Here is a 14,451-nt window from a genome sequence, read left to right as displayed (position 1 = left end):
CAGAAAAAAACCCGGCTCGAACCGGGCCGGCCTCGCCGTCATTGCACCGCGCAAACCACTGCCGCCACGGCGGCGTTCAGTAGCGACTGCGCCCCCACAGCGTCTTCGGCTCGTCGAGCAGGTGCCGCAACCCGCTGCGCGCGATCATCGTCTCCGCGACCGTCGTCACGCGCTCGAGAATCTCGTTCTCGTCGACCGACAACACGCGGCGATCCTCCATCAGCACGCGTCCTCCGACCATCGTCATGCACACGTCGGCCGCATTCGCGAAACACGTCACGCGATACACGGGCATGTTCATCGGCATCATGTGCGGGCGGAACAGGTCGACGAGGATGACGTCGGCGAGTTTGCCGGCTTCGAGCGAACCGATTTCGCGATCGAGCGACAGCGCCTTCGCCGCGTCGATCGTCACCATCTCCAGCACCTTGCCGTGCGGCAGCACGTCCGGGTCGCGGAAGTGGCGGCGATGGTAGTGCATGCACTGCCACATGTGTCGGAACATGTCGTAACCGCGATCTGGCGCCGCGCCGTCCGACGCGATCGCGACGGTCACGCCCGCATCGATCAGCTCGGGCACCGGGCAGCGGCCGATGATCGACATGATCGCGCTCGGATTGTGGACGATCGCGGTGCCGGTTTCCACGCACGCCGCGATGTCGTCGTCGGTCAGGTCGATGCTGTGCGACATGAACGCCGTCGGACCGAGCAGCCCGAGTTCGCGATGCGCGAACGCGAGCGTGCCCGCGCGATGCCCGTCCTGCGTGAACGTCAGGCCGCGTGCGCGCGCCAGCGCGCCGTAGCGCGCCGCCTGGTCGCGGAAGTCGCGCTCGTACCGCGCGACTTCGGGGTCGTGCTCGGGACCGTACACCGGCAGCGTGAGCGCGATCCGGATCCGGCCGCCGGCATCGCCATGGCATGCGTCGACGATGCGCTCGCACACGTCGTACATCGTGTCGAAATCGACGTCACGCGTCTCGCTGCCGTCAGGCCCGTGGCGCGTGTACGCGCGCGGCGCGGGTGGGCGCGACGGGCCAACCGCCACGATCGAGCGCGTGCCGGTACGCACGACCGCATCGCAATGGCGCCGCGCGTAGACGGGATCGTCGACGCGCATGATCGAGTTGCCACCGCCGAGCAGCGACACGCCCGTCGTCACGCCGGCCTTCAGCCGTTCGAGCGCCGCGAGGTGCGATTCGGTTTCCCAGAACGCCTCGTCCGACGCGCGCGTATAGATCGTCTCGGCCGCGGCCGACCACGCATCGCCGTCCGCGCCGCCGATCGTGCGCAGCATCGCGTGGCCCGCGTGCGCATGCGAATCGATCAGGCCCGGCAGCACGGCCTTGCGGCTCGCGTCGATCGTGCGCGCGGCACGGAAACGCGCCTGCAACCCGGTGGTGTCGCCAACGGCGACGATGCGATCGCCCTTCACGGCAACCGCGCCGTTCTCGATCACGCGCCGCTGCGGGTCCATCGTAATCACGCAGCCGTTCGCGATCAGCGTATCGATTGCTTCGCGCCGATCGTCGGCTTTGTCCTCGGTCGTCATCGCCTGGTGTCCTGTTGGAATGCGAAATGGTTAGGGGGCCGCCGAACGGAAAAACCGCCGGGCGGCTGCCCGGCGGCTCGACGGCGGCATGTCGATCGTGACGTCATGCGGAGCGGACGGGTGCCGCCACTCGCGCCTTCAGCTTGCGCTGCGCCGCGCTGATCGCGATGAACACGACGGCGTTCACGGCGAGCGCGACCAGCCCGGGGTTGATCGACGTCAACGTGCTCGATGCGCCGGGGAACAGCGAGGCGAGCGTCACGCCGTAGTAGTTCGTCATCGCGATCACGATCGCACCGGCGACGATCCCGGCGAATGCCCCTTCCCGCGTGCCGAACGGCTGCTTCAGGAAGCTCGACGCGAGCATCGGCACGAGCTGGGTGAGCAGGCTCGACGAGAAGATCGCGAGCGTGACGAAGGTGGCACCGCCGCGCAGCACGAAGTAGACGACCACCAGCGTGAAGATCGGCAGCGCGATTCGCGCGACGCTCGTCACCTCGCGATCGGTCGCATTCGGCGCGAAGCCATCGCGGTAGATGTTGCGCGCGATCGTCGTCGATGCGTTCAACATGATCAGCGAGCCCGGCACCAGCGCGGTCAGCAGGCCCGTGCCGCCGACGATGCCGACGAACCACGCGGGGAACGTCTGCTTCACGAGGCGCAGCAGCGCGAGGTCGGTCTGCGCGCCTTCGAGCCCGTGCACGGTCATCACGGCCGCGAAGCCGACGAGGAACAGGAACGCGATCAGCACCTGGTACAGCGGCATCAGGATCACGTTGCGGCGCAGCGCGCGTTCGTCCTTCGCGACGTAGATCGCGGTGAAGCCGTGCGGATACAGGTAATAGCCGAGCGACGTGAGCAGGATCGTCGAGTTGTACCAGCTCAGGTTGAAGCCGTGCTCGGGCATGCGCAGCAGTTCGGGATGCGCGGCGTCGATCTTCGCGAACATCTCGCCGAGCCCGCCGTAATAGTGCATCGGCAGGTACAGGCCGAGAAAGATCGCGATCGCGAGGATCAGCACGTCCTTGAAGATCGCGATGCTCGCGGAGCCGTGAATGCCCGACACGACCATGTAGACCGCCATCAGCGACGCGGCGATCCAGATCGCGGCCGATTGCGGAATCAGCCCGTACGACATCTCCGACACGATCACGCCGAGGCCACGCAGCTGGATCATCAGCAGCGACACCATGGCGAACACGGCCACCACCGACACCAGCACGCCGATCGCGCGGCTGTCGTATTTCGATGCGAAATAATCGGCGAACGACACGAGCCCGCGCTCCTTCGCGTAGCGCCACACCGCGGGCAGCATCCAGTAGCCGATCACGAACGCGAGGCAGCCGTACGACAGGATGTAGAACGCAGGCACGCCCTTGCTGTAGGTCCAGCCGCTCGCGCCGAGGAACGAGAACGTCGAGAACGCCTCGCCGGCCATCAGCAGGAACGTGAGCAGCGAGCCGAAGCCGCGCCCGCCGACCGCCCACTGTTCGAGCGTGAGCTTGCGGCCGCGCCGTGCCATCACGCCGATCGCGAGCGCGAACACGGCGAACGCCGCGATGATGAGGATCGATGCGTTCATCGCGCGTCTCCCGTGCGGCCGTCGCGGGCCTTGTGGCCCTCGCCGCGCTCGTCGAGGTGGAACAGGATCGCGAGGATCGCGGCGGTCGCCGCCATCCAGATCAGGTTCCATACGAGCAGGAACGGCAGGCCGAACAGCAGCGGCCGCACCTCGGCGATCGAGCCGCCGGTGTACATCCCGACGAACGGCAACGCCGCCAGCAACAGTTTGAATTTCATCTATGTCTCCTCCGGAAGACGCGCGAACGCGTCAGGGCATCAGAACTTCTGGCGGATGCCGACCACCGCCGCCACCTGCGACGTCGACGACGACGGGCCGTCGGTGCCGTCGATCCACGCATGGCCCACACCCGACGACGCCTTCTGGTAGAAGCCGTTCACGTACACGTCGGTGCGCTTGGACAGCAGGTACTGAACGCCGGCCGACACCTGCTGGTAGTGACCGTCGTCCCCGCCGCGCGCGACCTTCGTATACGTGTAGCCGGCCGCGGCCATCAACGCGGGCGTGATCAGGTAGCGCACGCTGCCTTCGTAATTGCTGAAACGCAGCGCGCCGCCCGTCGCCTGGCCGAAGTTCGAGCCCGTGTACAGCAGCCCGAGCGTCGCCTGCCCGATCGCATAGCTGCCGCCCGCGCCCCAGATCTGCTGGCGCACCGCGTTCGACAGGCCGGCGCCGAACACCGACGCCGAGCCCGGGTAATAGTTGTCGGACGCGACGGCGCCCGTCGCGCTGGCCGCCGGATGGTTCACGCGCGCATAGGCGGCACCCGCGTTCAGCGGCCCGTTCGCATACGTGACGCCCGCGCTCCACGTGTTGTCGTTCGAGAAGCCCGTCGAGTTCGAAAACCCGACCATCAAATTCGCCTGCAGGCCCGCGATCGTCGGCGACACGTACTTGACCGCGTTGTTGGTGCGGAACGTGTTGTTGATGTCGTCGTTGTCGAACGGATGCGTCGAGTACTGCGCGAGGAAGCTGCTCATCTGCAGCGAACCGAGGATGTCCTGCGTCGAGTTGTACTGGCGGCCGAGCGTCACCGCACCCCAGCTCGCGCCGCTCAGGCCGACCCATGCCGAGCGGCCGAACATCCGGCCGCCCTGCCCGAGCGCGCCGTTCGCGACGTTGAAGCCGTTCTCGAGCCGGAAGTTCGCCTTCAGGCCGCCGCCGAGATCCTCGGTGCCGATCAAGCCCCAGCGCGGGCCCGATTCGTTGCCGCCCGTGAACTGCCACAGCGCATGGCCCTTCGCGTTGTTCGTGTAGGTCACGCCGGCGTCGACGATCCCGTACAGCGTCACCGTCGACTGCGCATGCGCGGCGCCGGCGAACATCATCGCAATGGCCGCGCTCATGCACGCGACGCCCGTCTTCCTGCCCATCGTTCGCACCATCTCCGTCTTCTCCTCTCCAAACCGTCTTGTCGATGTTGTGTTGTGTTTTCTCGATGCTGGCCATACGCGCCGGTCGGCTTGTATGGACAGTGGCTGGATGGTATCCAGCCGCAATCGCATCAAGAAATGAAATGTTCAACTGGCCGGCAGTTGAAAATCGAATGGAGACGAATGAAGCGGAGGTGGGCGGGAAAAGCGCGCGCCTGCAAGCAAACAGAAAGCCTTGAGGCCCGCGTGACGTGGCGCACTTTGCTCAGACGTGAATGGCACGTGTAAGCAAGCTGACGAAACGGCGACGCGTGATGCGGCTATGCGGCGGCTACGCGGTTTTCCCGGATAGCCCGTGCATCGGCCGCCGCAATGCGGCATCGAACGGGTTCGTGCGCGGGCCGATCGCGTCGGCCTGGCGCCGCAGCAGTTCGACGACCATCGGCATCCGGTCGTCACCGAGGCGCGACGCCAGCGTGCCGACGCTCAGCGCACCGACCGGATAACCGGTGCGGTCGAGGATCGGCACCGCGACGCCGGCCATCCCGTCGAGCACGCCGCTGTTGCGCCCTGCATAGCCGAGCTGGCGCACGCGTTCGATCTCGGTGCGCAGGTACACCTCGTCGAGCACGCCGTAGCCGCGAATGCGCGGCACGTTGAAGCGGATCACTTCCTCGCGCTCGGCTTCCGGCAGGAACGCGAGGATCGCGAGGCTGCCCTGCCCGACGCCGAGCGCGATGCGCCCGCCGATGTCGCCGGTAAACGAGCGGATCGGGAACGGCCCTTCGCACAGATCGAGACACACGGCGTCGAAGCCGCTCTTCACGAGCAGGAAGATCGTCTCGCCGAGACTCGCGCACAGCCGCAGCAGCGCGGGCCGGCACAGCGTACGCATGCTGCTCGGGTTGCCGGCCAGCGCGGCGAGCGCGAAGAAGTCGACGCTCAAGCGGTACAGCTTCGACTGCTCGTCCTGTTCGACCATCCCCTCCGCGATCAGCGATTGCAGGATCCGGTGCGCCGTGCCTTGCGTGAGGCCGACGGCCCTCGCGAGGTGCGTGACGCGCACGCCGTCCTGCTGCATGCCGGCCAGCGCGCGCAGGATCGCGAACGCGCGCTGCAGCATGCCGGTGCCCGGCGCGCCGGCCGCATCGGCGGCATCGGCAGCGGCGTCCTCGTCCGGGGACGGCATGCGTGCGGCGCGCGACATTCCGCGCGAATGCGGTTCCTGCATGCGAGTTCTCCTCGATGATTTCATTGAACGGAATATGCCAGACGCCATTGTCGTGCCGCCGAAATGCGTCGGGCATCCGGGTGTGCACGGGATTGACGCGCGCTTTTCACCACCTGGCCAGCCTTCATTCAACGGAACGATTTTTCTTCCATGTCCAAAAGTATTCCGCCAACCGGAATTTCTCAGAAATTCATCCCGCTGAGCAGAATTCCAAATTGACGCTCCCCAATATGGCTGGCTAGAGTCCGCGTCAATGACGCACCGGCCATCCGGTGTGCGAACCCGGAGCTCCCCATGTCGTTTCTCACGCTTACGGATCTGACGAAATCGTTCGGCGAGCTCACCGCCGTCGCCGACGTCAACCTGTCGGTCGAGCAAGGCGAATTCGTGTCGCTGCTCGGGCCGTCGGGCTGCGGCAAGACCACGACGCTGCAGATGATCGCCGGCTTCGTCGACGTCACGCGCGGCCGCATCGCGCTCGACGGTCAGGACATCACGCACATGAAGCCGAACCGCCGCGGGCTCGGCATCGTGTTCCAGAGCTATGCGCTGTTTCCCCACATGAGCGTCGCGGAAAACGTCGGCTTCGGCCTCGACATGCGCGGCGTCGACAAGGCGGAGCGCGCCGAGCGCATCCGCGCGGCGCTCGCGCTCGTGCGTCTCGATGCGCTCGCGCACCGCTTTCCGCGCGAACTGTCCGGCGGCCAGCGGCAGCGTGTCGCGATCGCGCGTGCGGTCGTGATCGAACCGCCGGTGCTGCTGCTCGACGAGCCGATGTCGAACCTCGACGCGAAGCTGCGCGAAGAGATGCAGTTCGAACTGCGCGCCATCCAGCGCAAGATCGGCACGACGACGATCATGGTCACGCACGATCAATCGGAAGCGCTGTCGATCAGCGATCGCGTGGTCGTGATGGAAGCCGGCCGCATCACGCAGACCGATACGCCGTATCGCGCGTACGAGCGCCCGGAGAACCACTTCGTGTCGCAGTTCATCGGCAAGGCGAACCTGCTGCCCGGCACCATCGTCGCGAACGACGGCGACGCGATCCGCATCGACCTCGGCCACGATCTCGCGGAGACGGGCCGCACCGCGCACCTGCCGGCGCGCGAGCGCGACGTGCGCATCGGCGACGCCGTGTCGGTGTGCATCCGCCCTGAAAAACTGCGACTGTGCGCGCCGGGCGCGGGCCGTTTCGCCGCGACGGTCACGAGCCGCTTCTTCCTCGGCAGCCAGTGGCTGTACCGCGTCGACAGCGCGCTCGGAGAAGTGCTCGTGTGTTGCCAGAACGAAGGCGCGGAGCCGCTCGCGGAAGGTGCGCCGGTCGGCGTCGACTGGCACAGCGATGCGGTGCGCGTGATGCGGCGGGAGGCCTGAATGGGACAGCCTGCCCGACCGCTCCCGACCGACGGCACGCCGGCCGCGCTCGCGCAATCGGCCGGAGCCGCCGCTTCGGTCGATACGGCGCCGCTCCGCGCCACCAGTGGCCGCACGCTGCGTGTGTCATGGCGCGCCCATGCGCCGCTGTGGCTGATGTGCGCGCCCGCGTTCCTGCTCTTCGCCGCGCTCGTGCTCGTGCCGCTCGGGATGACCTTCGCGCTCACGTTCTACCGCTACGATCCGGCCACGGGCCCGATCGCCGCGTTCCAGTTCGGCAACTACGCGGAGGTGCTCGGCTCGTCGTACTTCCACACGATCTTCGCGCGCACGTTCGGCATCGCCGCGCTGACCACCGCGATCTGCGTCGCGATCGGCACGCCCGAAGCGTACGTGCTGTCGAAAATGCGCGACCCGTGGCGCTCGCTGTTCCTGCTCGCGATCCTCGCGCCGCTGCTCGTGTCGGTCGTCGTGCGCGCGTTCGGCTGGAGCATGCTGCTCAACACGAGCGGGCTCGTGAACCAGGCGCTCGGGCTCGTCGGTCTCGGGCCGTACAAGCTCGAATACACGACGTTCGCGATCGTGATCGCGCTGGTGCACGTGATGCTGCCGTTCATGGTGATCCCCGTGTGGACCGCGCTGCAGCGGCTCGATCCCCAGACCGAGCACGCGGCGCTGTCGCTCGGCGCGTCGCCGTTCACGACGCTGCGCCGCATCGTGGTGCCGCAGCTGATGCCGGGCGTGCTGTCCGGCAGCCTGATGGTGTTCGGGCTGTCGGCGAGCGCGTTCGCGATTCCGGGCCTGCTCGGCGGACGCCGGTTGAAGGTCGCCGCGACCGCCGTCTACGACGAATTCCTCGGCTCGCTGAACTGGCCGCTCGGCGCGACGATCGCGGTGCTGCTGCTGGTCGCGAACCTCGTCGTGATGCTCACTTACTACCGCGTGCTCGAACGCCGCTATGCGCGCAGCCTCGGAGGCGCTTCCCGATGAGAAAGAACGGCCCGTTCGCCCTGGCGTTCCACACGCTCGTGATCCTGTTCGTGCTCGCGCCGCTCGTGATCGTCGTGCTCGTCGCGTTCACGCCCGACGAAACACTGACGCTGCCGACGCACGGCCTGTCGCTGCGCTGGTTCCGCGCGATCCTCGACTATCCGGACTTCGTCACCGCATTTGCCAACAGCGTGAAGCTCGCGTTCGCGTCGGCGACGCTGTCGCTCGCGATCGCGTTGCCCGCCGGGCTCGCGATCGGCCGTGCGGCGTTTCCCGGCCGCGCGTTCCTGAACGGCCTGCTGCTGTCGCCGCTCGTGATCCCCGGCCTCGTGCTCGGCATCGCGCTGCTGCGGTTCTTCGCGCTGATCGGTGCGACCGGTTCGTTCGCGTGGCTGGTGCTCGCGCACATGATCGTCATCACGCCGTTCGTGATGCGGCTCGTGCTCGCATCCGTCGCCGGCCTCGATCGCAGCGTCGAACAGGCCGCGTGCTCGCTCGGCGCCGATCCGTGGACGACGTTCCGCCGCATCACGCTGCCGATGATCGTGCCCGGCATCACCGGCGGCTGGCTGCTCGCGTTCATCAACAGCTTCGATGAACTGACGATGTCGATCTTCGTCACGTCGCCGCAGACGGTCACGCTGCCGGTGCGCATGTACATGTACGCGACCGAATCGATCGACCCGATGATGGCGTCGGTGTCGGCGCTCGTCATCTTCATCACCGCCGGCGCGATGCTGCTGCTCGATCGCGTGTACGGCCTGAACCGCATCCTGATCGGCCAACACTGATGACGACTTCCGTTTCCCGTTCCACCGGCATCGCGGACGACGGCGCGCAGTTCGTGCGCATCGCCGAACGCGAGCGCGCCGCCGTCGCGTTCACGCTCGACGGCCGACCCGCGCACGCGCTCGCCGGCGACACCGTGCTCACCGCGATCCTCGTCGCGCAGCGCCGTGTGCGCGTGAGCGAATTCAGCGGCAAGCCGCGCGCGGGCTTCTGCCTTATCGGCGCGTGCCAGGACTGCTGGGTGCGCACCGAGGCCGGCGCACGCGTGCGCGCATGCTCGACACCGATCGCCGACGGCATGCGGATTCTCACCGGCGCGCAGCCCGCCGCAGCCGGAGATGCATCATGAACGACGCATTGCGACCGGTGATCGTCGGCGCGGGACCGGCCGGCGTGCGCGCGGCCGAGGCGCTGGTCGACGCGGGGCTGCGCCCCGTCGTGATCGACGAGAACGCGCGTTGGGGCGGACAGATCTATCGTCAACCGCCGGCCGACGGTGCGTTCGCGCGCGGCAAGCGCGTGCTGTACGGCTTCGAGGCCGCGAAGGCCGATGCCGTGCACCGGACCATGGCCGCGCTGCTGCCGCACGTCGATTACCGGCCGAACACGCTCGCATGGGCGTGCGGCGCGGGCCGCGTCGACGCACTCCAGGACGGCCGCGAGACGACCGTGCCGTTCTCGCACCTGATCGTCGCGAGCGGTGCGACCGATCGCATGCTGCCGGTGCCGGGGTGGACGCTCGCCGGCGTCTACACGCTCGGCGGCGCACAGGTCGCGCTGAAGGCACAGGGCTGCGCGATCGGCAGCCGCATCGTGTTCGCGGGCACGGGACCATTGCTGTACCTCGTCGCCTACCAGTACGCGAAGGCCGGCGCGCAGGTCGCGGCGGTGCTCGACACGAGCCCGCTGCGCCAGCAGGCGGCGGCCGCTCCCGCGCTGCTGCGCATGCCGTCCACGTTCGCGAAGGGGCTCTACTACATCGGCTGGCTGCGCGCACACGGCGTCGCGATCGAAACGGGCGTCACGCTCGAGCGCGTGCTCGGCGAGCGGCACGTGACGGGACTCGCTTGGCGCGCGGCCGGCGGCGACGCGCTGCCGCGGCTGCTCGACTGCGATGCGATCGGCCTCGGCTTCGGGCTGCGTTCGGAAACGCAGCTTGCGGATCTCGCCGGCTGCCGGTTCCGTTTCGATCCGCTCAACCGCGCATGGCTGCCAGAACGCGACGCGGCCGGCCGCACGTCGGTGCGCGGCATCTACGTCGCGGGCGACGGTGCCGGCATCGCAGGCGCCGACGCGGCCGAGGCGTCCGGGCGACGCGCGGCACTGGCGCTACTCGACGATGCGGGCATCGAGACGCCGTCGCCCGCGCGTTCCGGCAAACCCGACGCGGCGATGCTGGAACGCACGCTCGCCCGGCTCGGCACGTTCCGCGCGGGCCTCGAAGCAGCGTTCGCGCCGCCTGCCGCACTCGCCGCGCGCTGCCCGGACGACACGATCGTGTGCCGCTGCGAGGAAATCGACGCGGGCACGCTGCGACGCTGCATTCGCGGCGGCGAAGCGACCGAGCTGAATCGGTTGAAGGCGCTGACACGCGCGGGGATGGGCCGCTGCCAGGGCCGCATGTGCGGCGACGCGACCGCACTCGTGCTCGCCGCGGAAACCGGCCGCTCGCTCGCGGACGTCGGTCGGTTGCGCGCGCAACCGCCGGTGAAGCCGTTTCCGATCTCCGCCGCGCTCGCGGGCGACGATGTCGCGGCGATTCCCGACGAGGCGCGCGATGAGTGACCTTCGCCACTACGACGTCGCCATCGTCGGCGGCGGGCTCGTCGGTGCATCGGCCGCGCTGGCGCTGACGCGGCGCGGCTTGCGCGTCGCCCTGTTCGAGCGCCGCGACTGTGGCGCACAGGCGAGCGGCGTGAACTACGGCGGCGTGCGCTGCCAGGGCCGCCCGGCCGAACAGCTGCCGCTCGCGCTGCGCGCACGCCGCATCTGGGATCGCCTGCCGGAGCTGATCGGCATCGACGGCGAGTTCGTCGTGTCGGGCCATTTGCGCCTCGCGCGCAGCGACGCCGATCTCGATGCACTCGACGCCTATGCGGCGCTCGCCGGCGAGCACGGCCTGCCGCTGCAGGTGATGCGCGGCGATGCGTTCCGTCGCCGCTATCCGTGGCTCGGCCGCGCGGCGGTCGGCGGCTCGCTGTGCGCGACCGACGGACACGCGAACCCGCGCGTCGTGTCGCCCGCGTTCGCGCGTGCAGCCCGCGCGGCAGGCGCCGACGTATTCGAGCACGCGCCGGTCGACGATGTCCGGTACGACGGCACGCGCTTTCACGTTCATGCGGGCGACCACGCACGCACCGCAACGTGGCTGATCAATTCGGCCGGCGCTTGGGCGAACACGATCGCAGAGCGCTTCGGCGAAGCCGTGCCGATGGAGCCGATCTATCCGAACATGTGGGTGACCGAACCGCTGCCGCCGTTCATCACGCACAACCTCGGCGTGTACGGCGGCGGCGTGTACGCGCGGCAGGTCGCGCGCGGCAACTGCGTGATCGGCGGCGGGCGCGGCAGCGGCGACGGCGAGTTCGGCCAGCCGTCGGTCGATACGACACGCTCGGTGATGCGCGATGCGTGCGCGCTGCTGCCCGCCTTGCGCGACGCGCTGCTGATCCGCACGTGGAGCGGCGTCGAAGGCTGCACGCCGGACCACAACCCGATCATCGGCGCGAGCCGCACCACGCCGAACCTGCTGCATGCGTTCGGCTTTTCCGGCGGCGGTTTCCTGCTCGCGCCGGGCGTCGGCGAGGTGCTCGCCGACTTCGTCACGACCGGCGAAACCGCCACGCCACTCGATGCATTCTCGATCGGCCGCTTCGCTCCGCGAACCATGCCGACCGCCCCTTTCCGTCAAGAGGAGACCCAACGATGAAACTGCTCGGAACGATCGCGGCGGCTGCCGCCCTCTGCATCGCAGGCGCCGGCGCGCCCGCGTTCGCGCAAACGAAGACGATCTACGTCGGCATGAACGGCGGGCCGATGGAAAAGGCCTACACGAGCCAGGTACTGCCCGACTTCGAGAAGGCGAATAACGTGAAGGTCGTCGTGGTACCCGGCACGTCATCGGACGTGCTCGCGAAGCTGCTCGCGAACCGCAACAAGCCGCAGATCCACGTCGCCTTCCTCGACGACGGCGTGATGGCACGCGCGGTCAGCCTCGGCGTGTGCCAGAAGCTCGACGATTCGCCGGTGCTGAAGGAGCTGTACCCGTTCGCCCGGATGAAGGATGATGTCGGCGCGGGCGTGCAGCTCGGGATGACCGGCATCGCGTACAACAGGAAACTGTTCGCGGAAAAAGGCTGGGCGCCGCCGACGTCGTGGATGGATTTCGCCGATCCAAAGTACAAGGGCAAGGTCGTGTTCCAGTCGGCGTCGAGCAGCACGTTCGGGCTGCACGGCTTCCTCGCGATCAACCGGCTGCTCGGCGGCAACGAACAGAACGTCGAGCCCGGCTTCAGCAAGTGGGCGAGCACGGTCGGGCCGAACGTCGTCGAGTACATCCCGAACTCGGCGAAGATCTCCGAGATGGTGCAGACCGGCGAGGCCGGCCTGTTCCCGCTGACGCCGACCGGCGTCGGCGACCTGCAGGACAAGGGCATTCCGGTCGCGTATGCGAACCCGAAGGAAGGCCCGGTGCTGCTGCTCGTCGACCTGTGCGTGGTCGCGAACAACCCGGATCCGCAACTGGCCCAGAAGCTCGCGCAGTTCCTGCTGTCCGCGCCGGCGCAGACGAAGGCGGCCGAGGCCGGCAAGCAGATCCCGACCAACCGTCTCGCGAAGATGCCCGCCGCGATGCAGCAAAGCCTCGGCAACGTCGACGAGCTCGTGCGCAAGGTGACGGTGGTCGACTGGACGGCGATCAACGCGCGCCGCGCGCAGTGGGACACGCGCTGGAACCGGCAGATCGAGCGTTAACAGGCGCCGGCGCGCGCGGGCACGGCCGTGCGCGCCGCGACCATCATTTGCGGGAGTGATGACACTCCCCTTTTTCTGCGGATTTGACCGGGGCGGCGGTGCCGACAACACTAGCCCGCAGTGCCGCATGCGTTCCAGAGACGGCACGCACCCGCCCCCTTCAGAGTCCGCCATGTACCCGACCGACACCGTGCAGTCCCCGAGCGCCGCCCGGCCGCTCGCCGACCGGCAGCTTCGCCGAATCGTCATCGCCTCCGTCGCCGGCAACGCGATGGAATGGTATGACTTCTTCGTCTACGGAACGGCCGCCGCGCTCGTGTTCGGCCACGTGTTCTTTCCACCGGGCGCGTCGCCGCTCGCCGGCAGCCTCGCCGCGTTCGCGGCGTTCGCGCTCGGCTTCGTCGCGCGGCCGCTCGGCGGGATCGTGTTCGGCCATGTCGGCGACCGTTACGGCCGCAAGGCGTCGCTCGTGTGGACACTGCTGATCATGGGCGCGTCGACGTTCGCGATCGGCTTGCTGCCGACCTACGCGCAGGTCGGCCTGTGGGCACCGGCCGCGCTCGTCGTGCTGCGGCTGTTGCAAGGCATCGCGTCCGGCGGCGAATGGGGCGGCGGTGTGCTGATGATCAGCGAGAACGCACCGCCCGAGCAGCGCGGCTACTACGCGGCGTGGAGCCAGCTCGGCGTCGGCGGCGGCTTCGTGCTGTCGTCGGCCGCGTTTCTCGCCGCACAGGCACTGCCCGACGACGCGTTCCGCACCTGGGGCTGGCGGCTGCCGTTCCTCGCGAGCATCGCGATCTTCGCGATCGGCATCTATATCCGCCGCCACCTGCCGGAAAGCCGCGACTACGAACAGGCCGGCAAGCGCGGCGCGCACACGCATTTACCGGTCGTCGAATGCCTCCGCCGCCATCCGAAGGAAATCCTGCTCGCGATGGGGCTCCGTGTCGCCGAAAACGGCGGCGCGTACATCTTCCTCGCGTTCTCGCTCGTCTACGGCAGATATGTCGGCATCCCGAACGGCGTGATGCTGACCGGCGTGATGATCGCGATGGTCGTCGAAATGGCCGCGATGCTCGCGTGGGGCCGCCTGTCCGACCGGATCGGCCGCAAGCCCGTGTACCTGATCGGCGCGCTGAGCCTCATCGCGTGTGCATTCCCCTTCTTCTGGCTGCTCGACACGCGCGCGACGCCGCTCGTGTGGCTCGCGCTGACGGTCGGAACCGCGGTGAGCCACGGCGCGATGATCGGCACGCTGCCCGCGCTGGTCGGCGAGCTGTTCAGCACCGAGGTGCGCTATTCGGGCGTCGCGCTCGGTCATGAAGTCGCGTCGATCTTCGCGGGCGGGATGTCGCCGTTGATCGCGACCGCGCTGCTCGCGCGCTACCAGGCTTCGTGGCCAGTGTCGCTGTTCCTCGTTGCGCTCGGCCTCGTGACGGTCGTGACGCTATGCGCGATGCGTGAGACGCGCGTCGTGCGGGCTGGCGATTCGCACGGCGACGGGGCGTGAGCGTGCGGCGCGCCCGCACGCAGGTCGGGCCACGTGCGCCAGCCGGCCGTGGCCAATGCGGCAGCGCGTCGTGCGGCG

At 68.5% G+C, this 14,451-nt stretch carries 13 protein-coding genes; 8 read left to right on the top strand and 5 right to left on the bottom strand.

All coding sequences use genetic code 11. The features are described 5' to 3' along the window. Positions 1-76: 76 nt before the first annotated feature. The 5 genes from LGM71_RS17365 to LGM71_RS17345 all read right to left on the bottom strand — a co-directional run bounded on the left by LGM71_RS17365 (position 77) and on the right by LGM71_RS17345 (position 5,735). Positions 77-1,549, bottom strand: a complete 1,473-nt coding sequence (locus LGM71_RS17365) for an amidohydrolase family protein (RefSeq protein ID WP_226115509.1) — start codon at positions 1,547-1,549, stop codon at positions 77-79. Positions 1,550-1,652: 103 nt separating this feature from the next. Then, positions 1,653-3,131, bottom strand: coding sequence for a sodium:solute symporter family protein (locus LGM71_RS17360; protein ID WP_226115508.1), 1,479 nt, complete (start codon positions 3,129-3,131; stop codon positions 1,653-1,655). Next, positions 3,128-3,349 (bottom strand): DUF3311 domain-containing protein, encoded by a 222-nt coding sequence (locus LGM71_RS17355; RefSeq protein ID WP_124901417.1) that lies wholly within the window; start codon positions 3,347-3,349, stop codon positions 3,128-3,130. The genes LGM71_RS17360 and LGM71_RS17355 overlap by 4 nt, the downstream gene beginning before the upstream one ends. A gap of 39 nt (positions 3,350-3,388) precedes the next feature. Then, the gene (locus LGM71_RS17350) at positions 3,389-4,504 is read right to left on the bottom strand and encodes a porin (RefSeq protein WP_185633700.1); all 1,116 of its coding nucleotides are present in this window, start codon (positions 4,502-4,504) and stop codon (positions 3,389-3,391) included. A 331-nt stretch (positions 4,505-4,835) separates the two neighbouring features. Then, on the bottom strand, positions 4,836-5,735 hold the full coding sequence (locus LGM71_RS17345) for an IclR family transcriptional regulator (RefSeq protein ID WP_226115507.1): 900 nt from the start codon (positions 5,733-5,735) through the stop codon (positions 4,836-4,838). A 294-nt stretch (positions 5,736-6,029) separates the two neighbouring features. On the opposite strand from LGM71_RS17345, the gene LGM71_RS17340 reads away from it, so the two are divergent. The 8 genes from LGM71_RS17340 to LGM71_RS17305 all read left to right on the top strand — a co-directional run bounded on the left by LGM71_RS17340 (position 6,030) and on the right by LGM71_RS17305 (position 14,373). After that, on the top strand, positions 6,030-7,112 hold the full coding sequence (locus LGM71_RS17340; protein ID WP_124901419.1) for an ABC transporter ATP-binding protein: 1,083 nt from the start codon (positions 6,030-6,032) through the stop codon (positions 7,110-7,112). After that, the gene (locus LGM71_RS17335) at positions 7,113-8,102 is read left to right on the top strand and encodes an ABC transporter permease (protein WP_226115506.1); all 990 of its coding nucleotides are present in this window, start codon (positions 7,113-7,115) and stop codon (positions 8,100-8,102) included. Next, entirely contained in the window at positions 8,099-8,893 is a 795-nt protein-coding gene (locus tag LGM71_RS17330) for an ABC transporter permease (protein ID WP_124901421.1), read from the top strand. The genes LGM71_RS17335 and LGM71_RS17330 overlap by 4 nt, the downstream gene beginning before the upstream one ends. Further along, positions 8,893-9,240, top strand: a complete 348-nt coding sequence (locus LGM71_RS17325) for a (2Fe-2S)-binding protein (protein ID WP_226115505.1) — start codon at positions 8,893-8,895, stop codon at positions 9,238-9,240. The genes LGM71_RS17330 and LGM71_RS17325 overlap by 1 nt, the downstream gene beginning before the upstream one ends. After that, complete coding sequence (locus LGM71_RS17320) at positions 9,237-10,676, top strand: NAD(P)/FAD-dependent oxidoreductase (RefSeq protein ID WP_226115504.1); 1,440 nt, start codon at positions 9,237-9,239, stop codon at positions 10,674-10,676. Before LGM71_RS17325 ends, LGM71_RS17320 begins: the two co-directional genes overlap by 4 nt. Further along, positions 10,669-11,820 (top strand): NAD(P)/FAD-dependent oxidoreductase, encoded by a 1,152-nt coding sequence (locus LGM71_RS17315; protein WP_226115503.1) that lies wholly within the window; start codon positions 10,669-10,671, stop codon positions 11,818-11,820. Before LGM71_RS17320 ends, LGM71_RS17315 begins: the two co-directional genes overlap by 8 nt. After that, positions 11,817-12,863: an ABC transporter substrate-binding protein gene (locus LGM71_RS17310; RefSeq protein WP_124901425.1), complete on the top strand. Its 1,047-nt coding sequence runs from the start codon at positions 11,817-11,819 to the stop codon at positions 12,861-12,863. Before LGM71_RS17315 ends, LGM71_RS17310 begins: the two co-directional genes overlap by 4 nt. A 172-nt stretch (positions 12,864-13,035) precedes the next feature. Then, on the top strand, positions 13,036-14,373 hold the full coding sequence (locus LGM71_RS17305) for an MFS transporter (protein WP_059601302.1): 1,338 nt from the start codon (positions 13,036-13,038) through the stop codon (positions 14,371-14,373). The last annotated feature ends 78 nt before the right edge of the window (positions 14,374-14,451 follow it).

The sequence above is a fragment of the Burkholderia sp. AU33545 genome (assembly GCF_020419685.1).
Classification (GTDB): domain Bacteria; phylum Pseudomonadota; class Gammaproteobacteria; order Burkholderiales; family Burkholderiaceae; genus Burkholderia; species Burkholderia diffusa.
The sequence above is the reverse complement of the archived record's forward strand: the minus strand, read 5'-3'. Positions and strand labels throughout refer to the sequence as shown.